The sequence below is a fragment of the Rahnella sp. 1L-D-7-B-C2 genome (assembly GCF_057290995.1).
Genome location: NZ_JBXAVQ010000028.1, coordinates 1 through 23,350 on the forward strand (window position 1 = coordinate 1; position 23,350 = coordinate 23,350).

The following is a 23,350-nucleotide window of genomic DNA, read 5'->3' on the forward strand; positions in this document are numbered from 1 at the left end:
TTTCGCCGGATGCCGCTGTTTTTAATCTTTCCCGACCCGGTTACTTCGTGATGTTGTTCACGTTGTTCCCTGTCGATGGAGCGGCATTATAGGGATCCGAATTTTTTGCACAAGCATTAATTTCGAATAAAAGGATCGACTGCGTATTTTTCCACCCCTTCGCAGAGATCTCACCCGATCCGCGGGTTTTAACACCAATCTTGATGCCGACGAATTGGTATTTCATCCCACCCGAACTATATTGCCAGTGTTAAAACTCAACTATGAGGTACTTACATATGTCTCAGGCTTTACGTGCATATCAGGGATTAGCGCCAACTCTGGGAGAAAAGGTCATGGTTGACTCTTCCAGCGTTGTCATTGGGGATGTCGCTCTCGCGGACGACGTCAGTATCTGGCCATTGGTTGTTATTCGTGGTGATGTGAATCATGTCGTTATCGGCTGTCGAACCAATGTTCAGGATGGCAGCGTGCTACACGTCACCCATCAGTCGCGCCACAATCCTGAAGGCCATCCTCTTATTATTGGTGAGGATGTGACAGTCGGACACAAAGCTATGCTGCATGGTTGTACGATCGGAAGTCGTGTTCTGGTGGGAATGGGATCTATATTGCTGGACGGGGCGATCATTGAAGATGACGTTATGATTGGGGCAGGAAGTCTGGTGCCTCCAGGAAAACGTCTGGAAAGTGGCTATCTCTATTTAGGAAGTCCTGTAAAACAGGTTCGGGAGCTGACGTCTGAAGAGCTGGCTGGATTAACTTACTCTTCAAATAACTATGTGACCTGGAAAGATGTGTATCTTTCAGAAGAGTAATAGGAACACGTCAGGGAACCTGAAACCCTCTTCAGGTTCCATTATCAGCCCAGTAAATCTTTCTGCAATTGCGCCAGCACGGGTTCGATGTCAGGCATTACGCCATGCCATAGCTGGAATGAATGGGCGGCCTGACCGACCAGCATCCCTAATCCATCCGCATACTCGGTTACGCCGTTCTTTTGAGCCCAATCTATAAAGGGTGTCGGGCCAGCCTGATAGTACATGTCGTAAATACGAGCCTGCGGCGTTAGAACCTCTGTGGGGATCGCCGGGATCTCGCCTTTAATACCTGAGGCCGTGGCGTTAATAATCAAATCGAAAGATTCGGTTGCCAGATCATTCAGAGCGATGGCCTGGATCACGCCTCTGCTTTCAAAGATATGGCTTAAGTGCTGCGCCCGCTCAAAGGTGCGGTTAGTGACGACGACAGAACAACCGTAAGACAGTAAAGGAAGGATAACCCCCCGGGCTGCACCGCCGGCACCCACCAACAAAACCCGATCGCTACTTCTGATAAGATTCAGACGTTCGAGATCGCTCAACATCCCGATGCCGTCTGTGTTATCACCAAGCAGGCGACCGTCTTCAAGCTTCTTCAAAGTATTCACCGCGCCAGAAAGTGCCGCGCGATCGGTGAGTTCATCGGACTCGGCAAAAGCACGTTCTTTGAAAGGCACGGTAATATTTGCACCCCGAGCTCCGCCGTGAAAAAAGGATCTCAGCGTTTCTTCGAATTCTTCGTGCGGCGCCAGTATCGTCCCATAGGTATGCTCTAATCCTGTTTGGCTGGCGAAGAGTGCGTGAATCCGTGGGGATTTGCTATGACTGATGGGATTCCCAAATACCGCAAAAGTTGGCATGACCTTTGTTCCTTAGCCTTGACGAATAAGGTTGCCGGTGAGGGCATCCCGAATTTCTGATGGATTTTCCCTTCCGCCGACTTGACCTGCCAGGACGGGGAAATCCTTTCCAAATTGTTGGCTCACTTCTTCTGCAACACGACACGGAGGCTGTCCGTTGAGGTTGGCGCTGGTTGATACCAGTGGCTTGCCAAATTTCAGGCAGAGCTCTTTCACTAAAGGATGATCAGTAACGCGCACGGCAAGTGAAGAGAAACGACCAGTCAGCCAGTCTGGCGTAGATGCCTTCGCTGGCATCACCCAGGTTACCGGTCCCGGCCAGGATGAATGTATCATCTGACGTTGTTGCTCGGTCAGGGACGAGTCATCTATATAAGAAAGGAGTTGCTCATAATTCTCCGCAATAAGAATCAGCCCTTTATCTTTAGGGCGTTTTTTCAGCGCTAGTAGTGCTTCTACTGCACTTTCACTGTCCGGATCGCATCCAAGCCCAAATACCGCCTCTGTTGGATATGCAATCACTTGCTGCTTCTGCAATGCGGCAAGCACTGTGCTAAATGAGTCGTTAGCTTCTTTATTCATTTTTGGATTATCTTACGTTTCTACGGCTTTACCGCATAATTTGCTGGCACAAAATAACTTAATACCTTGCGCGGTTTTCTTTTCCATTAACAACGGGTAATGGCATTGTGCACATTCGCCTGCAACGGGTTTATTATTAATCGCAAACTGGCAATCAGGATAGCGATCACACGCATGGAAGACTTTACCAAAACGCGACTTCCGTTGTAACAGATGGCCTTTGCCACACTGCGGACAACTCAGACTCGTTTCTTCGGGTTTGTCGATCACTTCACTATGATCACATTCCGGATACTGGCTACAGCCTATAAACATCCCATAACGTCCCTGACGCAACACAAGTGTCGACTGACATTTGGGGCAGAGCTGGCCGTCCAACACTTTAACGATATGTCCGTCAGCCTGAGCTTTTAGCGGGCGGATGTACTGACATGCTGGGTAAGAAGAACAACTGAGAAAAGGGCCGTGGCGACCGCTACGGATCACCAAACCGGCCCCGCATTCCGGACAGGATTCATTCTGCTTCTCAGCAAAAAATGCTGCTTTTGTCATACGCTATGTTTTACCCGTTATCTCTTAATGCAGATAACCTTCATTAACTTCAAATAACAGCTCTTCCATTTGCTGATATGCACTTTCATATCCGGGAATATTAAAGAGAACCATCAGCACCACCCACTTAAGATCTTCGAGATCGAATTCTTCAGTGTCCAGAGCCATAACACGATCGATAACCATCTCCCTGGTATCGAAATTCAAAACTTTAATCTGTTCCAGGAACAATAAAAAACCACGACATGTGCAATCTAACCGGTTCGTTTCCTCATCGGTGTAGACTCGTAATGCTGAAGGATCGGAATCCAGCATGTAAGATGGGGTACCACCCTCTTGCATATCCGCAAGTTTTTCAAGCCAATTCAGCGCATTGTGAATATCAGCCCGGTGGAAACCAGCCTCGGTCAAGTCATCCGTTAACCTATCCTCGTCAACATTCATCTCCGCTTCGTTGTGAATGTAAGTTTCAAATAAGTACATTAGTACGTCGAACATGGCCTGCCCTCTTAATTCGGACATAGCCGCCGGGTACAGCTGCGATCCATCCTGCTAACTCCAGCTCGAGTAGTTTACCCACCACTTCTGGCACAGGTTGGCCGGCACGTTCGGCGACGACGTCAACAGATGTCACCTCATATTCTACGTTAGCCAACACATCAGCAAATGGCAATTCAACTTCGTCATCTTGCGCACAAAAAATCGCCTCAGAAGGATAAATTTTCTCATTCGCTGGAGTTTTGCAGGCTGGTGATGTCGCGATGGCCGGAAACCATGTCAGCCCGCTGCCTATATGTTCGGCGATATCGTTGGGTTTTGTGACCAGATACGCCCCCCCCCTGCCGGATAAGCCAGTGCGTTCCCTCAGACGTCTGACTTCCCAGCGGCCCGGGTAAAGCAAAAACTTCTCTTCCCTGCTCCAGCGCATAACGAGCAGTGATCAGCGATCCGCTTCGCAAAGTTGCTTCAACCACAAGAACGCCGACACTCAGGCCACTGATAATCCGATTACGACGTGGGAAGTTGGCGGCAACGGGAGGCATTGTTACTAAATGCTCGGAAACTAACATGCCTCCCTGCTCAAGAATACGATCTGCAAGCGCCGAGTGAAGCGATGGGTAGCGGTTCATTAATCCACTTCCCAGTACGGCAATGGTTTTTCCCTCTGCGTCGAGCGTCGCTTTATGACTGATTCCATCAATACCCATGGCGAGGCCACTGGTGACAGTGAAACCGCTACTGACCAATCCGCCCGCAAAAACCTGCGCATATTGCTCGCCGTAGTGGGTGTAATGGCGGCTCCCGACCATAGCTAACTGAGGTGAAGACAATAAATCAGGCGGCCCCTCGACAAACAGAACCAACGGTGGTGACGATATCTGTGAGAGCAGAGGAGGATAGAGAGGACTGTTATACGTCACGAGATGACAGTTATCACGTTCCAGCCATTTCAAAGACGTTGAGATCCATTGCGGATTGAGCTTTAGAAAATCCGTAATCTGCTCCGGCAAGAGCCCACAGCAAAATAGCTCAGACTCTGAATAATCCCCTTGGCTGTAGAGAGCCCGAATGATTCCCTCTGCGCTATGTGCATCGAGACGTTTTACCATCGACAAACGAATCCATACTTCCTGTAATGTCATAACTCCGCTCCGCGCAATGCCTACCGGCGACTGATTCTATTGGCACAGGATGCTGTCAATCGGAGCTGAAAATGTCTAGAATAGAGTCTATATATCTTCAATCATTTGAATAAAGATCCAGAAAAATATGTCCGTATTACAGATATTACATTTCCCAGACGAGCGGCTTCGCATTACTGCAAAACCGGTCAAAGAAGTTGACGCCAAAATCCAGCAAATCGTGGATGATATGTTTGAAACGATGTATGCAGAGGAAGGCATTGGCCTGGCTGCGACTCAGGTCAATATCCATCAGCGGATAATCGTGATCGACGTTTCCGAAAACCGCGACGAACGTCTGGTTCTCATCAATCCTGAATTGCTGGAAAAAAGCGGCGAAACCGGGATTGAAGAAGGTTGCCTGTCGATCCCTGATCAACGTGCGCTTGTTCCGCGTGCTGAGAAAGTGAAAATTCGTGCACTGGATCGCGATGGCAAAAGCTTTGAGCTTGAAGCAGATGATCTGCTGGCCATTTGTATTCAGCATGAAATGGATCATCTTGTAGGCGTATTGTTTGTGGATTACTTGTCTCCACTGAAACGTCAGCGCATCCGTCAGAAAATGGAAAAGATGGCCAAGCTGAACGCCCGGGCTGACTAATATTCGTCGATTACAGGACACTGCTTTGCGGATTATATTTGCAGGTACCCCCGATTTTGCAGCGCGTCATCTTGACGCGCTTTTAACATCTGAACATCAGGTTGTTGGTGTTTTCACACAACCCGATCGCCCTGCCGGACGCGGAAATAAACTGACGGCAAGCCCGGTAAAAGTGCTTGCAGAAGCCAACAACATACCCGTCTTTCAGCCTAAGTCTCTGCGCCCGGAAGAAAATCAGCTGCTGGTTTCTGAATTAGAAGCAGACATCATGGTGGTTGTCGCATACGGGCTAATTCTACCCAAAGCCGTGCTTGAAATGCCTAAACTGGGCTGTATCAATGTCCATGGCTCACTCCTGCCGCGCTGGCGTGGAGCTGCTCCTATTCAGCGTTCACTCTGGGCAGGCGATGCTAAAACCGGCATCACTATTATGCAAATGGACGTTGGCCTGGACACTGGTGATATGCTGCACAAAGTTGAGTGCGATATCCTGCCTGAAGATACCAGTGCGTCACTTTATAACAAGCTGGCAGAGCTCGGCCCGTCAGGCATGCTGGAAACTCTGAAGCAACTGGCAAACGGCACTGCCCGACCAGAAGTTCAGCATGAAGAGCTCGTCACCTATGCTGAGAAACTTAGCAAAGAGGAAGCACGATTGGACTGGTCGTTGTCCGCTGAGCAGCTTGAACGTTGCATTCGCGCATTTAATCCATGGCCCGTCAGTTTCTTCATGATTGACGATCAGCCGGTAAAAGTCTGGCAAGCAGAATGTTTACCTGATGAAAGTAGTGCGCTGCCGGGAACAATTGTTGCCGCAGATAAAAAGGGGATTCAGATTGCGACCGCTAAAGGTGTTCTGAATATCACCCAACTACAACCTTCAGGTAAAAAGGCAATGTCCGCTCAGGATTTGCTGAACTCTCGTCGTGAATGGTTTACCGCAGGCACCCGTATAGCCTGACCATTGTGACTATGCCCGGCTTAATGTCGGGCTTATCTCCATAATAATGCTGACACTGGTCAGCTTCTTTGACTATGAAAACAGCCTATAATCTCCGAAGTATTGCAGCTCAAGCTATTAGCCAGGTGTTAGACAAAGGTTTGTCACTTTCTACTGTTCTACCCGGTTTGCAGAAAAACATCTCCGATAAAGACCGCGGCTTACTACAGGAACTCTGTTTCGGCACGCTCCGGGTATTGCCTCAACTAGAATGGTGTTTGCAGCAACTGATGGCGAAACCACTCACCGGCAAACAGCGAACCCTGCATTATTTGCTCATGGTTGGCTTATATCAGCTAATACATACACGCATTCCCGCCCATGCCATCTTGGCGGAGACAGTTGAGGGTGCCGTTGCTCTTAAACGGCCGCAACTCAAGGGCCTGATCAACGGGGTTCTGCGTCAGTTCCAGCGGCAGCAGGAAGAACTACTTCCGCGAATGTCCAATAACGACAGCCGCCATCTTCACCCGAGCTGGTTACTAAAACGTCTCAAAAAAGCCTATCCCACAGAATGGGAGAATATCGTTGATGCCAATAACCAAAGGCCTCCGATGTGGTTGCGCGTCAACCGCATTCATCATTCACGTGAAGAGTATTTAAATTTACTGAACGAAGCGCAGATTGAAGCAGTCCCTCATGCGGAATATCGGGACGCGCTGCGTCTCGTGACACCCTGTCAGGTGAATCTGCTGCCGGGTTTCGCACAAGGCTGGGTAACGGTTCAGGATGCATCGGCACAAGGCAGCGTTGATCTGCTGGATCCTCAAGATGGCGAGATGATCCTTGACTTATGTTGCGCGCCGGGCGGAAAAACCACGCATATTTTGGAAGCGGCCCCGAAAGCACATGTTCTGGCGGTAGATGTTGATGAACAACGCCTGATACGCGTTCATGAGAATCTTCAGCGTCTGAAGCTGAATGCGGAAGTCAAACAGGGTGATGGCCGCGAGCCGCAGAGTTGGGCGGGTGACCGCATCTTCGATCGCATCTTGCTCGATGCGCCGTGCTCTGCAACCGGTGTTATTCGTCGACATCCTGATATTAAATGGCTACGCCGTGATAGTGATATTGCTGAACTGGCTAAGCTGCAGAAAGAAATCCTAGAGGCCGTCTGGCCACGCCTGAAAAGCCAGGGTGTGATGGTGTATGCCACCTGCTCCATTCTGCCTGACGAAAACAGCGAACAAATTGCTGCATTTTTAGAGATGCATCCTGATGCGACGCTGGTCGAAACAGGTACAGCGGAAAAGCCGGGCCGACAAAATCTTCCACACGCTGAAGATGGTGACGGTTTCTATTACGCTAAACTGATAAAAAGTTAAACGCCTCCACTAGCGTTTACTTCTCAGGCTGATATTTTAAGGCAAAGCAGAGAGTCATATGAAAATAATCATTCTCGGCGCCGGGCAGGTTGGCGGAACACTCGCCGAAAACCTGGTAGGTGAAAACAACGATATAACCGTTGTAGATACCAATACAGTTCGTTTGCGTCAGCTTCAGGATAAATTTGATCTACGTGTCGTTCAGGGCCACGGTTCCCATCCTCGCGTTTTGCGTGAAGCCGGCGCGGAAGATGCCGATATGCTGGTTGCAGTCACCAATTCAGATGAAACCAATATGGTGGCCTGTCAGATAGCTTATTCGCTGTTTAACACCCCTAACCGTATTGCCCGTATTCGCTCGACAGAATATATCCGCGAATCAGAGAAGCTTTTCCATCCTGAAGCCGTCCCTATCGACCATCTGATTTCACCTGAGCAACTAGTCACAGACTACATCTACAAGCTGATTGAATACCCAGGTGCGCTTCAGGTGGTTAACTTTGCAGAGGGCAAAGTCAGTATTGCGGCAGTGAAAGCCTACTACGGTGGCCCGCTAGTTGGGAATGCGCTCTCATCAATGCGCGAACACATGCCTCACATTGAAACTCGTGTGGCAGCAATCTTCCGCCAGGAACGTCCTATCCGCCCTCAGGGTTCAACGATTATTGAAGCCGGTGATGAAGTATTCTTCGTCGCAGCATCTCAACATATTCGCGCCGTAATGAGTGAGCTTCAGCGACTTGAGAAACCCTACAAACGTATCATGATCGTAGGAGGTGGTAACGTCGGCGCGGGTCTGGCACAAAGGCTGGAGAAAAATTACAGCGTTAAATTGATTGAACGCGATCAGCAACGTGCGGCCGAATTGGCGGAACTCTTACAGGACACGATTGTGTTTTACGGTGATGCTTCTGACCAAGAACTGTTGGCTGAGGAGCACATCGAACAGGTCGATGTCTTCATTGCCATCACCAACGACGATGAGGCCAATATAATGTCCGCGATGTTGGCAAAACGTATGGGTGCTAAGAAAGCGATGGTGTTAATCCAACGAAGTGCCTACGTCGACCTTGTTCAGGGGAGCGTAATCGATATTGCGATTTCTCCGCAGCAGGCCACCATCTCAGCATTGCTCGGCCATGTTCGAAAAGCTGACATTGTCAGTGTGTCATCTTTGCGTCGTGGCGTGGCCGAAGCTATCGAGGCTATCGCTCACGGCGACGAAACGACATCCAAAGTTGTTGGACGTACGGTCGAACAAATTAAGTTGCCGCCAGGTACAACTATAGGCGCAATTGTTCGTGGTAACGAAGTCATTATTGCTAACGGAAACAGCAGGATCCAACAGGGCGACCACGTCGTCATGTTCATAACCGATAAGAAGTTTGTAAGAGATGTGGAACGGCTGTTCCAGCCGAGCCCATTCTTCTTATAAGACATCACTGGGTATGATTTTTTGCATGAATGAGAGATTAGAGGTCAAGTTTTGTAGCGAAGACGCTGCAAATGGTCTTTACTTTGTTTGACACAATTGTTGAATTTGCCAAGGAGAGTTTTATGAGTTTTATGAAAGAGTTTCGTGAGTTTGCCATGCGAGGCAACGTGGTTGACCTGGCCGTTGGTGTGATCATTGGTGCTGCTTTTGGGAAAATCGTATCATCGCTGGTTGCTGATATTATTATGCCCCCGCTGGGTTTACTCATCGGTGGGGTAGATTTTAAACAATTTGCATTGGTACTAAGAGAAGCTCAGGGAACCGTACCTGCTGTAGTAATGCATTACGGTGTTTTCATTCAGAATATTTTTGACTTCATCATCGTCGCATTAGCGATCTTCTGCGCGATTACATTTATGAATAAAATGCGCCGCAAGAAAGAAGATGTGCCGGCAGCACCACCAAAACCTACTGCTGAAGAAACACTGTTAGCTGAAATCCGCGACTTATTGAAAGAACAACAGACACCGAAATTCTAACAAACTCAGTGTACAGGATGACCTTGCTTTAAGAAGGGCAGTGTTGAATATTCGAACGAACACTCAACACTGCCCTCCAGATAGCTCCCTTTCCCATTCTTTTCTTTACGGCGGTAACTGCCTTTCCCTTTCTGATTCTTTTCAACGCGTTGCTTAAATAGTGGGTCATGTAAAAGTGCTTGCAGTGCATTATCCTGAATTGTGCCTCTTTGGTGCTTATAGTTACTCATAGATTCCTCTGTGTAAAAACGACTGCATAAAATGCCAGCCAATCATACTGCCTTGATCCCTTCTTCGAAAGCGGTTTTTATGCCACCTTCCCAGCCCCATATTCTAGTGCTTCTAAAATTGAGCAACTGACGCTGGAATGAGCTGAGCCGCAGCAGGCTTTGCTCAACCTCTGTAACGATTCACGCATCTGCATCAGTTCCTTAAGTTTAAGCTCCACCTCGGCGAGTCGCTCTTCAACAATGGACTTCGAGTCCTGACAGGTGTGGTGCGCTGGATCGATACGGATTGAAAGCAGCTCCTTTATTGCTTCAAGTGTAAATCCTGTCGATTTTGCATAACGAATGAAACGCAGTCTTTGAAGGTCACTGTCATCGTATTGACGATACCCAGAGCCATTGCGCACTGTTGAACTCATCATGCCCTGTTTTTCATAGTAGCGAATGGTATCGCTAGAAACATTAGCGAGCCTGGCTAATTCACCGATTTTAAGCATAGTTATACACCTTTAAACTTTTTATTTAGTTCATCTCTGTAGCGACCTTCAAGAAAATCCGTATTAATGCCTGCCTGCTGGAGCCGCAGCTTAAGGACGTTGAGCCTCTTATCAATAGCACAAAACTCAGGATTATCAGGCATCAGGCTTCTCAACATATGATTTAACTCGATAGCCTCCTTTCGGTCTTGCAATTCAGGAGGTAAATACCCGGAATTTTTGAGAATACGATATGCAGTTCGTAGCTCTTCAGGTACAGCACTGTCGTCATCTAAAACCAATGGTTTGCCCTGGCCAGCAAGGTTATCAAACTCACCGTTCTCACTGGCGTCTTTAATGTGTTTTTCAACCCATTGATCAATAAGAAACATGGCTCTGGCCCCTGCAATAGCAACTAGGTTGATTCCGTTAGCATAGCGCGAATGCCAGATTAATTGTGAGTAGCATGAATTTAGGGATGCGGTGACTTAGGGGAGACGGAATTTTGGATGTAAAAAAACCGGGCAAGCCCGGTTTTTTCATGCATCTACAGATTATTCAGCAGTTGCTACTTCTGCTTTTGACTCTGCACGATCAACGAGCTCGATGTATGCCATCGGCGCATTGTCGCCTGCACGGAAACCACACTTAAGAATACGAGTGTAACCACCGGCACGGCTCGCGAAACGCGGGCCCAGTTCATTAAACAGTTTTGCCACGATCTCGTTATCACGAGTACGGGCGAATGCCAGACGACGATTTGCAACGTTGTCGGTCTTGGCAAGAGTAATCAGCGGCTCAACAACGCGACGCAGCTCTTTCGCTTTCGGCAGGGTCGTCTTGATGATCTCATGACGAACCAAAGAGCCGGCCATGTTACGGAACATAGCCTGTCGGTGGCTGCTGTTACGGTTCAGTTGACGACCACTCTTACGATGGCGCATGACCTTATCCTTCTCAGTAAAACCTTAACCTGTGATCCGGTTACTCGTCAGCAATACTTGCTGGTGGCCAGTTTTCCAGGCGCATGCCTAGTGACAAACCACGGGACGCAAGTACGTCTTTGATCTCAGTAAGAGATTTTTTACCCAGGTTAGGTGTTTTAAGTAACTCAACCTCGGTACGCTGTACCAGATCACCGATGTAGTGGATTGCTTCTGCCTTAAGGCAGTTAGCAGAGCGGACAGTCAATTCCAGATCGTCAACAGGGCGCAGCAGGATTGGATCGAATTCCGGCTTCTCTTCTTTGACTTCCGGTTGACGTACATCACGTAAATCAACGAAAGCTTCAAGTTGTTCAGCAAGAATGGTTGCCGCACGACGGATCGCCTCTTCAGGATCGATCGTACCGTTGGTTTCCATTTCGATAACCAGCTTGTCCAAATCGGTACGCTGTTCTACACGCGCTGCTTCAACATTGTAGGCAATTCGCTCTACAGGGCTGTAGCATGCATCTACTAACAGACGACCAATTGGGCGCTCATCTTCTTCCGAATGAATTCGGGCAGACGCCGGTACATAACCTCGACCACGTTGAACTTTGATACGCATGCTAATAGCAGCGTTTTCATCGGTCAGGTGGCAAATGACATGTTGCGGCTTGACGATTTCGACATCACCATCATGGGTAATGTCGGCTGCAGTCACAGGGCCAATGCCAGACTTATTCAGGGTAAGAATAACTTCATCTTTCCCTTGAACTCTCACCGCCAGCCCTTTCAGGTTGAGCAGGATTTCCAGGATATCTTCCTGTACGCCTTCTTTGGTGCTGTACTCATGCAGTACACCATCAATCTCAACCTCGGTCACCGCGCAACCCGGCATGGATGAAAGCAGAATACGGCGCAGTGCGTTGCCTAAAGTATGGCCAAAGCCACGTTCTAAAGGCTCAAGGGTCACCTTGGCGTGCGTCGAACTGACTTGCTCGATATCTACCAGGCGCGGTTTTAGAAACTCTGTCACAGAACCCTGCATTGTGTCCTCTCTTTGGTACTAAGCTTTACTTAGAGTAAAGCTCGACGATCAGGTGTTCGTTAATGTCGGAAGACAGATCAGTACGTTCAGGCATACGCTTGAACACACCTTCCATCTTAGCAGCATCAACTTCAAGCCAAGTCGGCTTTTCACGCTGTTCAGCCAACTCCAAAGCGGCCTTCACGCGAGATTGCTTTTTAGCTTTCTCTCGGATGCTGACAACGTCATTCGGAGATACCTGATAAGAAGCGATGTTAACAACGCGACCGTTTACCATGATAGCTTTGTGGCTAACTAACTGGCGCGATTCCGCACGAGTAGCGCCGAAGCCCATACGATAAACAACGTTGTCCAAACGACCTTCCAGGAGTTGCAACAGGTTTTCACCGGTGTTGCCTTTCAGGCGTGCTGCTTCTTTATAATAGTTACGGAACTGACGCTCAAGAACACCGAAGATACGGCGAACTTTTTGCTTTTCACGTAACTGTACACCGTAATCAGACAGACGCGGTTTACGCGCACCATGCTGACCAGGAGCTTGTTCAATTTTACACTTGGTATCGATCGCGCGAACGCCAGATTTAAGGAATAAATCTGTGCCCTCACGACGGCTAAGCTTGAGCTTAGGACCCAAATATCTTGCCATTTTCTCTCTCCAACAAACCTAAAAGCAGCGTTATACGCGACGCTTTTTCGGCGGACGACAACCGTTATGAGGGATAGGAGTCACATCAGTAATATTAGTGATGCGGAAACCAGCCGCGTTTAACGCGCGGATAGTAGACTCACGACCAGGACCAGGTCCTTTAACCATAACTTCCAGATTCTTGATACCGTATTCTTTCACTGCATCTGCGCAGCGCTCTGCTGCAACCTGAGCTGCGAACGGAGTGGATTTACGAGAACCACGGAAACCGGAACCACCAGCTGTTGCCCAACCCAAAGCATTACCCTGACGATCGGTAATGGTAACAATGGTGTTGTTGAAAGAAGCATGGATATGAGCCACGCCGTCAGAGACTTGTTTTCTTACACGTTTACGTGTACGAACAGGTGCCTTTGCCATTTATTCAATCACCCCGATTATTTCTTGATCGGTTTACGCGGACCCTTACGGGTACGTGCGTTAGTCTTGGTACGCTGACCGCGTACTGGAAGACCACGACGATGACGCAAACCACGATAAGTCCCAAGGTCCATAAGACGCTTGATGCTCAGGGTGACTTCACGACGCAGATCACCTTCAACAATGAACTTGGCAACTTCGTCACGCAGTTTTTCGATTTGCTCTTCAGACAGCTCACTGATCTTAACATTTTCAGCAATACCGGATGCAGCACAGATAGACTGTGAGCGGGTTTTGCCGATGCCGTAGATCGAAGTTAATGCGATCACGGTATGTTTCTGATCAGGAATGTTAATGCCTGCTATACGGGCCACTATGCACTCCTACTATTTATATACGGCAACACCATTCTGAAAAGCCCGTTTTCAGGATACTCAAATAGTATTGCTGCTTACATACAAAAGATTGGCTGGCTAATCTAGCCAGCTCAACCCAACTTTGCAAGAAAAATATGCGAGATAATCAGCCTTGACGCTGTTTATGCTTCGGTTCTGCGCTGCAGATTACGCGAACGATACCGTTACGCTTAACAATTTTGCAGTTACGACATAATTTCTTGACGGAAGCACGAACTTTCATTTTTACTCTCCGTAACTTCTCAAACGCACCAGATTAGCGGTTATAGCCTTTCAGGTTTGCTTTCTTCAATGCAGACTCATACTGACTTGACATCATCAGAGTTTGCACTTGAGCCATAAAGTCCATAATGACGACGACTACGATGAGTAGAGAAGTACCACCAAAGTAGAATGGAACTTTCATCGCGTCACGCATGAACTCCGGGATAAGGCAGATGAAAGTAATATACATCGCACCGATTAAGGTTAAACGAGTCATTACTTTATCGATGTACTTCGCCGTTTGCTCTCCCGGACGAATTCCTGGTACAAATGCACCGGACTTCTTCAGGTTATCTGCTGTCTCACGCGGGTTGAACACCAACGCAGTATAAAAGAAACAGAAGAAGATGATTGCAGTCGCATAGAGTAACACATAAAGCGGTTGTCCAGGCTGCAAATACAGCGAAATCGTAGTCAGCCAGTTCCAACCAGTCCCGCCCCCAAACCATGATGCAATCGTGGCAGGGAACAGAATGATGCTGGAAGCGAAGATAGCAGGAATAACACCAGCCATATTCACTTTCAACGGTAAGTGCGTGCTCTGTGCTGCATAGACACGACGACCTTGTTGGCGTTTAGCGTAATTAACGACGATACGACGTTGACCACGTTCAACAAACACCACAAAGAAAGTCACTGCAAACACTAAAACTGCAACCAACAGCAACAGGAGGAAGTGCAGGTCGCCTTGCCGAGCTTGTTCAATAGTATGGGCAACTGCTGGCGGGAGACCCGCTACGATACCTGCAAAGATGATGATCGAAATACCGTTACCGATACCTCGTTCAGTAATCTGCTCACCCAGCCACATCAGGAACATTGTCCCGGTAACCAAGCTCACAACTGCAGTAAAGTAGAATGCAAAACCTGGATTTAACACCAGGCCCTGCATACCAGGCATGTTCGGAAGACCGGTAGCAATACCAATCGACTGGAACACTGCCAACACCAGCGTACCGTAACGGGTGTACTGGCTTATCTTACGACGGCCAGCCTCCCCTTCTTTCTTTATTTCTGCTAACGCTGGATGAACCACCGTTAACAGCTGGATAATGATCGATGCCGAAATGTACGGCATGATCCCCAGAGCAAAGATTGAAGCACGGCTAAGGGCGCCACCAGAGAACATGTTAAACATTTCAATGATGGTGCCTCTTTGCTGTTCGAGCAATTTGGCAAGTACAGTGGCATCAATACCAGGGATCGGAATAAAAGAGCCGATACGGAAAACAATCAGCGCACCGATAACAAACAAAAGTCTGCGCTTCAGTTCGCCTAGTCCACCCTTGGCACTTTGGAAATCTAACCCCGGTTGCTTAGCCATCTGCTACTTATTCCTCAATTTTACCGCCAGCAGCTTCGATAGCAACACGAGCGCCTTTGGTGACACGCAAACCACGCAGAGTTACCGCACGACCGACTTCGCCTGAAAGGATGACTTTCGCGAATTCGATCTGGATACCAACTACGTTAGCGGCTTTCAGCGCGTTCAGGTCGATCACGTCGCCTTCCACCAGAGCCAGTTCAGACAGACGTACTTCTGCCGTGATCATAGCTTTGCGGGAGGTGAAGCCGAATTTCGGCAAACGACGATATAAAGGCATCTGACCACCTTCAAAACCACGACGTACGCCACCGCCAGAACGTGAGTTCTGACCTTTGTGACCACGACCAGCGGTTTTACCCAGGCCAGAACCAATACCACGACCTACACGCTTAGGCGCTTGTTTGGCACCATCAGCCGGAGACAGAGTATTTAAACGCATCTCTTACTCCTCAACCTTAACCATGTAGGAAACCAGGTTGATCATACCGCGTACAGCAGGAGTATCCTCGCGCTCAACGGTGTGACCAATACGACGCAGACCCAGGCCCAGCAGAGTAGCTTTATGCTTCGGCAGACGGCCAATGGAACTGCGAGTTTGTGTAACTTTAATAGTCTTTGCCATGGTTAATTACCCCAGAATTTCTTCAACGGATTTACCACGCTTGGCAGCGACCATTTGTGGGGATTTCATATTTGCCAGAGCATCAATAGTTGCACGAACCACGTTGATCGGGTTTGTAGAACCATAAGCTTTAGCCAATACGTTATGAACCCCTGCAACTTCCAGGACGGCGCGCATTGCACCACCGGCGATAATACCGGTACCTTCGGAAGCCGGCTGCATGAACACACGGGAACCCGTATGAGCACCTTTAACAGGATGCTGCAGGGTGCCGCTGTTCAGCGCGACATTCATCATGTTGCGACGGGCTTTTTCCATCGCTTTCTGGATCGCTGCCGGAACTTCGCGTGCTTTGCCGTAGCCAAAACCAACGCGACCGTTACCATCACCAACTACTGTCAGTGCGGTAAAGCTGAAGATACGGCCACCTTTTACGGTTTTAGATACGCGGTTTACCGCGATCAGCTTTTCCTGCAGTTCGCCAGCTTGTTTTTCGATGTGAGCCATCTTAAACCTCTTCCTTAGAACTGAAGGCCAGCTTCACGGGCAGCATCTGCCAGTGCCTGGACTCGACCATGATATTGGAAACCGGAACGGTCAAAGGATACTTTCGTGATCCCTTTTTCCAATGCGCGTTCTGCGATAGCTTTACCTACAGCAGTGGCAGCATCTTTGTTGCCGGTATACTTCAGTTGCTCAGTAATAGTTTTTTCTACAGTAGATGCAGCAACTAATACTTCAGAACCGTTTGGTGCGATAACCTGTGCGTAAATATGACGCGGGGTACGATGTACCACCAGGCGAGTCGCACCCAATTCCTTGAGCTTGCGGCGTGCGCGGGTCGCACGACGGATACGAGCAGATTTCTTATCCATAGTGTTACCTTACTTCTTCTTAGCCTCTTTGGTACGCACGACTTCGTCGGCGTAACGGACACCCTTGCCTTTATAAGGCTCAGGACGACGGTAGGCACGTAAATCTGCAGCAACCTGACCAATGACTTGTTTATCAGCGCCTTTCAGCACGATTTCAGTCTGGGTCGGACATTCTGCAGTAACGCCTTCCGGCAATTGGTGATCGACCGGGTGAGAGAAGCCTAAGGCTAAATTCACCACGTTGCCTTTAACAGCAGCACGATAACCAACACCTACCAATTGAAGCTTTTTAGTGAAGCCGTCGGTAACACCTATAACCATTGAGTTCAACAGTGCACGAGTGGTACCCGCTTGGGCCCATCCGTCTACAAAACCTTCGTTTGGACCGAAAGTCAGTGTATTTTCTTCCTGTTTAACAACAACGGCGTCATGGATAGTACGTGACAGCTCGCCGTTTTTACCCTTAATCGAAATAACCTGACCGTTGAGTTTTACCTCTACGCCGGCAGGAATGACGACGGGTGCTTTTGCAACACGAGACATGCTTTCCTCCCGATTAAGCTACGTAGCAGATAATCTCGCCACCAAGACCAGCCTGGCGAGCTGAACGATCAGTCATAACACCTTTAGAGGTAGAAATAACAGCGATACCCATACCGGCCATAACTTTTGGCAGCTCATCTTTTTTCTTATAGATGCGCAGACCAGGACGGCTGATACGTTGAATGCTTTCTACCACTGCCTTACCCTGGAAGTACTTAAGTACTAATTCCAGTTCAGGTTTGGCGTCGCCTTCGATTTTAAATTCTTCAATATAGCCTTCTTCCTTCAGCACGTTGGCAATAGCCACTTTCAGCTTGGAGGAAGGCATGGTGACCGCAACTTTGTTCGCGGCTTGACCGTTACGGATACGGGTCAGCATATCCGCGATCGGATCTTGCATGCTCATCTGTCTTTACTCCCGTGATTCAATTGGTGACAATTACCAGCTAGCCTTTTTAAGACCCGGAATTTCACCGCGCATAGCGGCTTCACGGACCTTAATACGGCTCAACCCGAACTTCCGCAGGAAAGCATGCGGACGACCAGTTTGACGGCAGCGGTTACGCTGACGAGACGGGCTGGAATCACGCGGCAGAGACTGCAGCTTAAGAACCGCATCCCAACGATCTTCGTCGGATGAGTTCACACCAGAGATAATAGCTTTCAATTCCTCGCGTTTAGCGCGGTATTTATCAGCCAGTTTTACGCGAACGACTTCGCGTGCTTTCATGGATTGCTTAGCCATTAGTAACCCTGCCTTACTTGCGGAACGGGAAGTTAAAGGCTGTCAGCAATGCACGGCCTTCATCATCGGATTTCGCAGTAGTGGTGATAGTAATATCTAAACCACGAACGCGATCGACTTTATCATAATCGATTTCCGGGAAGATGATCTGTTCACGCACGCCCATGCTGTAGTTACCACGACCATCGAAAGACTTAGCAGACAAGCCGCGGAAGTCACGAATACGTGGTACAGCAATGGAGACCAGACGCTCAAAGAACTCCCACATGCGTTCGCCGCGGAGGGTTACTTTACAGCCGATCGGATAGCCCTGACGGATTTTGAAGCCTGCAACTGATTTGCGTGCTTTAGTGATCAACGGTTTTTGACCGGAGATTGCTGCCAGGTCAGCTGCTGCATTATCCAGCAGTTTCTTGTCAGCGATCGCTTCACCAACACCCATGTTCAGGGTGATCTTCTCGACCCGAGGGACTTGCATGACAGAATTGTAACCAAACTCAGCCATGAGTTTTTTTACGACATCGTCTTTGTAGTAATCATGCAGTTTCGCCATCGTACTACTCCAAATTACTTGATAGTTACGCTGTTAGATTTGAAGAAACGTACTTTTTTGCCGTCTTCGAATCTAAAGCCTACACGGTCCGCCTTGCCAGTAGCCGTGTTGAAGAGTGCAACGTTAGAAACCGGAATTGCAGCTTCTTTTTCAACGATGCCACCTGGTTGGTTCAGGGCCGGTACAGGCTTCTGATGTTTCTTAACCAGGTTAATACCTTCAACAATGACCTTACCAGAAGTCAGGACATTTTTTACTTTACCGCGCTTACCTTTATCTTTACCGGTAAGCAGGATAACTTCGTCATCACGACGGATTTTCGCTGCCATGGTTTCGCTCCTTAGAGTACTTCTGGTGCCAGAGAGATAATTTTCATGAACTTCTCATTACGCAGTTCACGAGTTACCGGCCCAAAAATACGCGTGCCGATTGGCTGTTCGCTGTTATTGTTTAAAATAACGCAAGCATTACCATCGAAGCGAATGACAGAACCGTCCGGGCGACGAACACCCTTCTTGGTGCGCACCACTACCGCCTTCAGCACATCGCCTTTCTTCACCTTACCGCGAGGAATTGCTTCCTTGATGGTAATTTTGATGATGTCGCCGACGCCTGCGTAGCGACGGTGCGAGCCACCTAGAACCTTGATACACATTACGCGACGTGCACCGGAGTTGTCGGCCACGGTCAGCATAGTCTGTTCTTGGATCATGTTAGTGCTCCGCTAATGTCAACTACAACTTAGGACCCAGGATAGGTCATTAAGAAATCCCCACAATATGAGGGCGCGGCATTATAACACCGGTTCCCGATTATGGGTAGAAAAAATAAACGGCTCACGTGCATGAGCCGTTTATCTATTTTTGAGAAGCGCTACTGTATTACAGAATCGCTTTCTCTACAACGCGAACCAAGGTCCAAGACTTAGTCTTAGACAGTGGACGGCATTCGCTGATTTCAACAACGTCGCCGATACCACATTCATTGTTCTCGTCATGTACGTGCAATTTGGTCGTACGCTTGATGAATTTCCCGTAAATCGGGTGCTTCACCACACGCTCAATCGCAACAACGATGGATTTCTCCATTTTGTCACTGATTACACGACCCTGCAGAGTACGGATCTTATCAGTCATTACGCACCCGCCTTTTCAGTCAGTAAAGTTTTCACACGTGCAACATCACGACGCACTTGTTTCAACAGGTGTGTTTGCTGCAACTGGCCGCTTGCCGTTTGCATGCGCAGGTTAAACTGCTCACGCAAAAGGTTCAGCAACTCAGTGTTCAGCTCTTCCACGCTTTTTTCGCGCAGCTCTTGTGCTTTCATTACATCACCGTCTTAGTTACAAAGGTGGTTTTGATAGGCAGTTTGGCTGCTGCCAGCTGGAAGGCTTCACGAGCCAGCTCTTCAGGCACACCGTCCATTTCATACAGGACTTTACCAGGCTGAATCAAAGCAACCCAATACTCTACGTTGCCTTTACCTTTACCCATACGAACTTCGAGCGGTTTCTCGGTGATCGGTTTGTCCGGGAATACTCGGATCCAGATCTTACCTTGACGCTTAACTGCACGGGTCATCGCACGACGTGCTGCTTCAATTTGACGAGCAGTCAGACGACCACGGCCAACAGCTTTCAGACCGTAAGTGCCGAAGCTCACATCCGTACCTTGCGCAAGACCACGGTTGCGGCCCTTGTGCACCTTACGGAATTTTGTACGCTTTGGTTGTAACATCAGCGACTCTCCTTACTTGCGGCCTTTACGCTGCTGCTTTTTAGGTTGAGCAGCCGGTTCCGGTTGTTCAACTGCAGCCATACCACCCAGGATCTCACCTTTGAAGATCCATACCTTAACGCCGATTACACCGTAAGTGGTGTGCGCTTCAGATGTGTTGTAATCGATATCCGCACGCAGTGTATGCAACGGAACACGACCTTCACGGTACCATTCGGTACGCGCGATTTCAGCACCGCCAAGGCGGCCGCTTACTTCAACTTTGATACCTTTAGCGCCAAGACGCATTGCGTTCTGTACAGCACGCTTCATAGCACGACGGAACATAACGCGACGTTCCAGCTGTGAAGTGATGCTGTCAGCAACCAATTTAGCGTCCAGTTCCGGCTTACGGATCTCGGCGATGTTAATCTGCGCAGGAACGCCAGCGATATCCGCTACGACCTTACGCAGTTTTTCGACATCTTCACCTTTCTTGCCGATTACGATGCCAGGACGAGCGGTGTGAATAGTCACACGGATGCTCTTCGCTGGACGCTCGATAACGATGCGAGAAACGGAAGCTTTCGCTAATTCCTTAGTCAGGAACTGGCGAACTTTAAAGTCGCTGTCCAGGTTGTCAGCGAAATCTTTGGTATTTGCATACCAAGTAGAATTCCAAGGTTTGACAATACCTAGGCGAATACCATTAGGATGTACTTTCTGACCCATTGCTAGTCTCCAGAGTCTCAGCGATCGGACACAACCACAGTAATGTGGCTGGTGCGCTTCAGGATGCGATCTGCACGACCTTTAGCACGCGGCATAATGCGCTTCATGCTTGGGCCTTCGTCTACGAAAATCTTCGTGACTTTCAGATCATCGATGTCAGCGCCATCGTTGTGTTCTGCGTTAGCAATGGCAGACTCCAGCACCTTCTTAACCAGACCAGCAGCTTTCTTGTTGGTGTAGGCCAAAGTTTCCAGAGCTTGCGACACTTTCTTACCGCGGATCAGGTCTGCAACAAGGCGAACCTTCTGAGCAGAAGAACGAGCGTGGCGATGTTTAGCTATAGTTTCCATCTCTTCCTCCTACCTTAGCGCTTTTTAGCTTTTTTATCAGCCGCATGGCCGCGATAAGTACGAGTCGGCGCGAATTCACCCAGTTTGTGACCGACCATTTCATCGGAAACGAACACTGGTACGTGCTGACGACCATTATGGACAGCGATGGTCAAACCGATCATGTTAGGAAAGATCGTTGAACGACGGGACCAAGTGCGCAAAGGCTTCTTGTCACCGCTTTCCACCGCTTTCTCTACCTTCTTCAGCAAGTGCAGGTCAATAAAAGGACCTTTCTTGAGAGAACGTGGCATGGCTTATCCTCTAATTATTTTTTACTACGGCGACGTACAATGAATTTATCAGTACGCTTGTTGCTACGGGTCTTCTTACCTTTGGTTTGAACGCCCCACGGGGTTACCGGGTGCTTACCAAAGTTACGACCTTCACCACCACCGTGTGGGTGATCGACTGGGTTCATCGCAGTACCGCGAACGGTAGGACGAATACCACGCCAACGACTTGCACCTGCTTTACCCAGAACGCGAAGCATGTGTTCAGAGTTACCGACTTCACCTAAGGTGGCACGGCAATCAATCTGAACTTTACGCATTTCGCCAGAGCGCAGACGCAGAGTCACGTAGGAACCGTCACGAGCAACGATCTGAACGTAGGCACCAGCTGAGCGAGCCATCTGGCCGCCTTTACCTGGTTTCATTTCTACGTTGTGAACCGTTGAACCTACTGGGATGTTGCGCATAGGCAGGGTGTTACCTGTCTTGATTGCAGCATCAACACCAGATTGGATCTGATCACCTACTTTCAGGCCTTTCGGCGCCAGGATGTAACGGCGTTCACCGTCTTTGTACAGAACCAGCGCGATGTTCGCGGAACGGTTCGGATCGTACTCCAGACGCTCAACCACTGCAGCGATGCCATCTTTGTTGCGTTTGAAGTCAACAAGACGGTAATGCTGTTTGTGGCCACCACCGATATGACGGGTGGTGATACGGCCATTGTTGTTACGGCCACCGCTTTTGCTCAATTTTTCAAGCAGCGGGGCAAAAGGTTTACCCTTATGCAGCTCAGGGTTAACCACTTTAACAACGTGGCGACGACCCGGAGATGTAGGTTTACATTTAACAATTGCCATTGTTTCTTACTCCTCCGACTTACTCAGCGCCGCTGATGAAGTCCAGATTCTGGCCTTCTTTCAGGGTGACGTAAGCTTTTTTCCAGTCGCTACGACGACCAACACGCTGACCCTGACGTTTCACTTTGCCTTTAACCAGCAAGGTGTTTACGTCTTCGACTTCGACTTCAAACAGTTTCGAAACCGCAGCTTTGATTTCTGCTTTAGTCGCGTCTTTGGCAACTTTGAGTACGATGGTATTGTTCTTTTCCATCGCGGTAGAAGCTTTTTCAGAAACGTGCGGCGCGCGCAGCACTTTCAGCAGACGTTCTTCACGAATCATGCCAGCATCTCCTCAACTTGCTTCACAGCGTCAGCAGTCATAACCACTTTGTCGAAGGCGATCAGGCTTACTGGATCGATACCTGCTACATCGCGAACGTCAACCTTGTACAGGTTACGTGCGGCCAGGAACAGATTCTCGTCGACTTCGCCAGTTACAATCAGCACGTCTTCCAGAGCCATGTCTTTCAGTTTCTGTGCCAGCAGCTTAGTTTTAGGCGCTTCTACAGAGAACGTTTCGACAACGATCAGACGATCTTGACGTACCAGTTCGGACAGAATGCTTTTCAGCGCGCCGCGGTACATCTTTTTATTTACTTTTTGACTGTGGTCCTGTGGCTTTGCAGCGAAGGTTACACCACCGGAACGCCAGATTGGGCTCTTTACAGAACCTGCACGCGCACGGCCAGTACCTTTCTGACGCCAAGGTTTTTTACCGGAACCAGTTACTTCAGCACGGGTCTTCTGAGCGCGAGTACCTTGACGGGCACCTGCTGCATAAGCAACAACGACCTGGTGTACAAGCGCTTCATTGAAATCACGCCCGAAGGTAGTTTCGGAAACAGTCAGCGCGCTTTGCGCGTCTTTCACTACTAATTCCATTCCTATCTCCT

Annotated in this window: 39 protein-coding genes and 1 pseudogene; 6 read left to right on the plus strand and 34 right to left on the minus strand. The window is 48.9% G+C overall.

Annotated features, from left to right (window positions below):
* Positions 1-278 precede the first annotated feature (278 nt).
* Positions 279-818 (plus strand): gamma carbonic anhydrase family protein, encoded by a 540-nt coding sequence (locus tag AC0Z7K_RS23205; RefSeq protein ID WP_485616121.1) that lies wholly within the window; start codon positions 279-281, stop codon positions 816-818.
* 44 nt (positions 819-862) lie between these two features.
* On the opposite strand, the gene aroE is transcribed toward AC0Z7K_RS23205, so the two are convergent.
* The 5 genes and pseudogenes from aroE to dprA form a co-directional block, all read right to left on the minus strand.
* Positions 863-1,681: a shikimate dehydrogenase gene (aroE, locus tag AC0Z7K_RS23210; RefSeq protein ID WP_485616122.1), complete on the minus strand. Its 819-nt coding sequence runs from the start codon at positions 1,679-1,681 to the stop codon at positions 863-865.
* 12 nt (positions 1,682-1,693) lie between these two features.
* Complete coding sequence (gene tsaC, locus AC0Z7K_RS23215) at positions 1,694-2,263, minus strand: L-threonylcarbamoyladenylate synthase type 1 TsaC (protein WP_485616123.1); 570 nt, start codon at positions 2,261-2,263, stop codon at positions 1,694-1,696.
* 12 nt (positions 2,264-2,275) lie between these two features.
* Positions 2,276-2,815 (minus strand): DNA topoisomerase family protein, encoded by a 540-nt coding sequence (locus tag AC0Z7K_RS23220; RefSeq protein ID WP_485616124.1) that lies wholly within the window; start codon positions 2,813-2,815, stop codon positions 2,276-2,278.
* Between the two features lie 24 nt (positions 2,816-2,839).
* Positions 2,840-3,313: a DUF494 family protein gene (locus AC0Z7K_RS23225; protein ID WP_112168266.1), complete on the minus strand. Its 474-nt coding sequence runs from the start codon at positions 3,311-3,313 to the stop codon at positions 2,840-2,842.
* Positions 3,285-4,458, minus strand: a pseudogene (gene dprA / locus AC0Z7K_RS23230) (DNA-protecting protein DprA). Before dprA ends, AC0Z7K_RS23225 begins: the two are co-directional and overlap by 29 nt.
* A gap of 127 nt (positions 4,459-4,585) precedes the next feature.
* Here dprA and def point away from each other — a divergent pair.
* The 5 genes from def to mscL all read left to right on the plus strand — a co-directional run bounded on the left by def (position 4,586) and on the right by mscL (position 9,397).
* On the plus strand, positions 4,586-5,098 hold the full coding sequence (gene def / locus AC0Z7K_RS23235; RefSeq protein ID WP_413531402.1) for a peptide deformylase: 513 nt from the start codon (positions 4,586-4,588) through the stop codon (positions 5,096-5,098).
* A 1-nt stretch (position 5,099) separates the two neighbouring features.
* Positions 5,100-6,059: a methionyl-tRNA formyltransferase gene (gene fmt, locus AC0Z7K_RS23240; RefSeq protein WP_485616150.1), complete on the plus strand. Its 960-nt coding sequence runs from the start codon at positions 5,100-5,102 to the stop codon at positions 6,057-6,059.
* 74 nt (positions 6,060-6,133) lie between these two features.
* Complete coding sequence (gene rsmB / locus AC0Z7K_RS23245; RefSeq protein WP_485616125.1) at positions 6,134-7,423, plus strand: 16S rRNA (cytosine(967)-C(5))-methyltransferase RsmB; 1,290 nt, start codon at positions 6,134-6,136, stop codon at positions 7,421-7,423.
* Between the two features lie 58 nt (positions 7,424-7,481).
* Entirely contained in the window at positions 7,482-8,858 is a 1,377-nt protein-coding gene (gene trkA / locus AC0Z7K_RS23250) for a Trk system potassium transporter TrkA (protein WP_112168261.1), read from the plus strand.
* 122 nt (positions 8,859-8,980) lie between these two features.
* Positions 8,981-9,397, plus strand: coding sequence for a large-conductance mechanosensitive channel protein MscL (gene mscL / locus AC0Z7K_RS23255; protein WP_112168260.1), 417 nt, complete (start codon positions 8,981-8,983; stop codon positions 9,395-9,397).
* Positions 9,398-9,402: 5 nt separating this feature from the next.
* On the opposite strand, the gene AC0Z7K_RS23260 is transcribed toward mscL, so the two are convergent.
* From AC0Z7K_RS23260 to rplD, 29 genes are all read right to left on the minus strand, one after another.
* On the minus strand, positions 9,403-9,627 hold the full coding sequence (locus AC0Z7K_RS23260) for an alternative ribosome-rescue factor A (RefSeq protein ID WP_485616126.1): 225 nt from the start codon (positions 9,625-9,627) through the stop codon (positions 9,403-9,405).
* Positions 9,628-9,704: 77 nt separating this feature from the next.
* Entirely contained in the window at positions 9,705-10,121 is a 417-nt protein-coding gene (gene zntR, locus AC0Z7K_RS23265; RefSeq protein WP_485616128.1) for a Zn(2+)-responsive transcriptional regulator, read from the minus strand.
* Between the two features lie 2 nt (positions 10,122-10,123).
* Positions 10,124-10,492, minus strand: a complete 369-nt coding sequence (locus AC0Z7K_RS23270; protein ID WP_485616129.1) for a DnaJ family domain-containing protein — start codon at positions 10,490-10,492, stop codon at positions 10,124-10,126.
* A gap of 162 nt (positions 10,493-10,654) precedes the next feature.
* Positions 10,655-11,044 carry a 50S ribosomal protein L17 gene (gene rplQ / locus AC0Z7K_RS23275; protein WP_013573706.1) on the minus strand — a complete coding sequence of 130 codons (390 nt, stop codon included), beginning with the start codon at positions 11,042-11,044 and terminating at the stop codon, positions 10,655-10,657.
* Positions 11,045-11,084: 40 nt separating this feature from the next.
* Positions 11,085-12,074, minus strand: a complete 990-nt coding sequence (locus AC0Z7K_RS23280) for a DNA-directed RNA polymerase subunit alpha (protein WP_002919219.1) — start codon at positions 12,072-12,074, stop codon at positions 11,085-11,087.
* Between the two features lie 25 nt (positions 12,075-12,099).
* Positions 12,100-12,720, minus strand: a complete 621-nt coding sequence (rpsD, locus tag AC0Z7K_RS23285) for a 30S ribosomal protein S4 (RefSeq protein WP_056778049.1) — start codon at positions 12,718-12,720, stop codon at positions 12,100-12,102.
* A 30-nt stretch (positions 12,721-12,750) separates the two neighbouring features.
* Entirely contained in the window at positions 12,751-13,140 is a 390-nt protein-coding gene (gene rpsK, locus AC0Z7K_RS23290) for a 30S ribosomal protein S11 (protein WP_004929731.1), read from the minus strand.
* A 17-nt stretch (positions 13,141-13,157) separates the two neighbouring features.
* Positions 13,158-13,514, minus strand: a complete 357-nt coding sequence (gene rpsM / locus AC0Z7K_RS23295) for a 30S ribosomal protein S13 (RefSeq protein ID WP_013573704.1) — start codon at positions 13,512-13,514, stop codon at positions 13,158-13,160.
* A gap of 148 nt (positions 13,515-13,662) precedes the next feature.
* Entirely contained in the window at positions 13,663-13,779 is a 117-nt protein-coding gene (gene rpmJ / locus AC0Z7K_RS23300; protein ID WP_012768118.1) for a 50S ribosomal protein L36, read from the minus strand.
* A 33-nt stretch (positions 13,780-13,812) separates the two neighbouring features.
* The gene (gene secY, locus AC0Z7K_RS23305) at positions 13,813-15,144 is read right to left on the minus strand and encodes a preprotein translocase subunit SecY (protein WP_034793668.1); all 1,332 of its coding nucleotides are present in this window, start codon (positions 15,142-15,144) and stop codon (positions 13,813-13,815) included.
* Positions 15,145-15,151: 7 nt separating this feature from the next.
* Complete coding sequence (gene rplO, locus AC0Z7K_RS23310) at positions 15,152-15,586, minus strand: 50S ribosomal protein L15 (RefSeq protein ID WP_056778046.1); 435 nt, start codon at positions 15,584-15,586, stop codon at positions 15,152-15,154.
* Between the two features lie 3 nt (positions 15,587-15,589).
* The gene (gene rpmD, locus AC0Z7K_RS23315) at positions 15,590-15,769 is read right to left on the minus strand and encodes a 50S ribosomal protein L30 (protein ID WP_013573701.1); all 180 of its coding nucleotides are present in this window, start codon (positions 15,767-15,769) and stop codon (positions 15,590-15,592) included.
* 6 nt (positions 15,770-15,775) lie between these two features.
* Entirely contained in the window at positions 15,776-16,276 is a 501-nt protein-coding gene (rpsE, locus tag AC0Z7K_RS23320; protein WP_013573700.1) for a 30S ribosomal protein S5, read from the minus strand.
* 14 nt (positions 16,277-16,290) lie between these two features.
* Entirely contained in the window at positions 16,291-16,644 is a 354-nt protein-coding gene (rplR, locus tag AC0Z7K_RS23325; protein ID WP_034793671.1) for a 50S ribosomal protein L18, read from the minus strand.
* A 9-nt stretch (positions 16,645-16,653) separates the two neighbouring features.
* Positions 16,654-17,187, minus strand: a complete 534-nt coding sequence (gene rplF / locus AC0Z7K_RS23330) for a 50S ribosomal protein L6 (RefSeq protein WP_112168256.1) — start codon at positions 17,185-17,187, stop codon at positions 16,654-16,656.
* 13 nt (positions 17,188-17,200) lie between these two features.
* Positions 17,201-17,593, minus strand: a complete 393-nt coding sequence (rpsH, locus tag AC0Z7K_RS23335; RefSeq protein ID WP_112168255.1) for a 30S ribosomal protein S8 — start codon at positions 17,591-17,593, stop codon at positions 17,201-17,203.
* Positions 17,594-17,626: 33 nt separating this feature from the next.
* Entirely contained in the window at positions 17,627-17,932 is a 306-nt protein-coding gene (gene rpsN, locus AC0Z7K_RS23340; RefSeq protein WP_013573696.1) for a 30S ribosomal protein S14, read from the minus strand.
* A 13-nt stretch (positions 17,933-17,945) separates the two neighbouring features.
* Positions 17,946-18,485: a 50S ribosomal protein L5 gene (gene rplE, locus AC0Z7K_RS23345; RefSeq protein WP_013573695.1), complete on the minus strand. Its 540-nt coding sequence runs from the start codon at positions 18,483-18,485 to the stop codon at positions 17,946-17,948.
* A 14-nt stretch (positions 18,486-18,499) separates the two neighbouring features.
* Complete coding sequence (gene rplX, locus AC0Z7K_RS23350; protein ID WP_056778037.1) at positions 18,500-18,814, minus strand: 50S ribosomal protein L24; 315 nt, start codon at positions 18,812-18,814, stop codon at positions 18,500-18,502.
* A gap of 11 nt (positions 18,815-18,825) precedes the next feature.
* Positions 18,826-19,197, minus strand: coding sequence for a 50S ribosomal protein L14 (gene rplN, locus AC0Z7K_RS23355; RefSeq protein ID WP_008457164.1), 372 nt, complete (start codon positions 19,195-19,197; stop codon positions 18,826-18,828).
* A gap of 169 nt (positions 19,198-19,366) precedes the next feature.
* Positions 19,367-19,621: a 30S ribosomal protein S17 gene (gene rpsQ / locus AC0Z7K_RS23360; RefSeq protein WP_014333604.1), complete on the minus strand. Its 255-nt coding sequence runs from the start codon at positions 19,619-19,621 to the stop codon at positions 19,367-19,369.
* Positions 19,621-19,812, minus strand: a complete 192-nt coding sequence (gene rpmC, locus AC0Z7K_RS23365) for a 50S ribosomal protein L29 (protein ID WP_013573692.1) — start codon at positions 19,810-19,812, stop codon at positions 19,621-19,623. The genes rpsQ and rpmC overlap by 1 nt, the downstream gene beginning before the upstream one ends.
* Positions 19,812-20,222 (minus strand): 50S ribosomal protein L16, encoded by a 411-nt coding sequence (gene rplP, locus AC0Z7K_RS23370; RefSeq protein ID WP_009639183.1) that lies wholly within the window; start codon positions 20,220-20,222, stop codon positions 19,812-19,814. Before rplP ends, rpmC begins: the two co-directional genes overlap by 1 nt.
* Before the next feature lie 12 nt (positions 20,223-20,234).
* Positions 20,235-20,933, minus strand: coding sequence for a 30S ribosomal protein S3 (gene rpsC, locus AC0Z7K_RS23375; RefSeq protein WP_104923583.1), 699 nt, complete (start codon positions 20,931-20,933; stop codon positions 20,235-20,237).
* A 17-nt stretch (positions 20,934-20,950) separates the two neighbouring features.
* Positions 20,951-21,283 carry a 50S ribosomal protein L22 gene (rplV, locus tag AC0Z7K_RS23380; protein WP_004391423.1) on the minus strand — a complete coding sequence of 111 codons (333 nt, stop codon included), beginning with the start codon at positions 21,281-21,283 and terminating at the stop codon, positions 20,951-20,953.
* Between the two features lie 14 nt (positions 21,284-21,297).
* Positions 21,298-21,576 (minus strand): 30S ribosomal protein S19, encoded by a 279-nt coding sequence (gene rpsS, locus AC0Z7K_RS23385; RefSeq protein ID WP_004929772.1) that lies wholly within the window; start codon positions 21,574-21,576, stop codon positions 21,298-21,300.
* A 14-nt stretch (positions 21,577-21,590) separates the two neighbouring features.
* The gene (gene rplB, locus AC0Z7K_RS23390; RefSeq protein WP_112168254.1) at positions 21,591-22,415 is read right to left on the minus strand and encodes a 50S ribosomal protein L2; all 825 of its coding nucleotides are present in this window, start codon (positions 22,413-22,415) and stop codon (positions 21,591-21,593) included.
* Between the two features lie 19 nt (positions 22,416-22,434).
* The gene (gene rplW / locus AC0Z7K_RS23395; protein ID WP_056778023.1) at positions 22,435-22,737 is read right to left on the minus strand and encodes a 50S ribosomal protein L23; all 303 of its coding nucleotides are present in this window, start codon (positions 22,735-22,737) and stop codon (positions 22,435-22,437) included.
* The gene (gene rplD, locus AC0Z7K_RS23400) at positions 22,734-23,339 is read right to left on the minus strand and encodes a 50S ribosomal protein L4 (protein WP_009639177.1); all 606 of its coding nucleotides are present in this window, start codon (positions 23,337-23,339) and stop codon (positions 22,734-22,736) included. Before rplD ends, rplW begins: the two co-directional genes overlap by 4 nt.
* Positions 23,340-23,350: the final 11 nt, after the last annotated feature.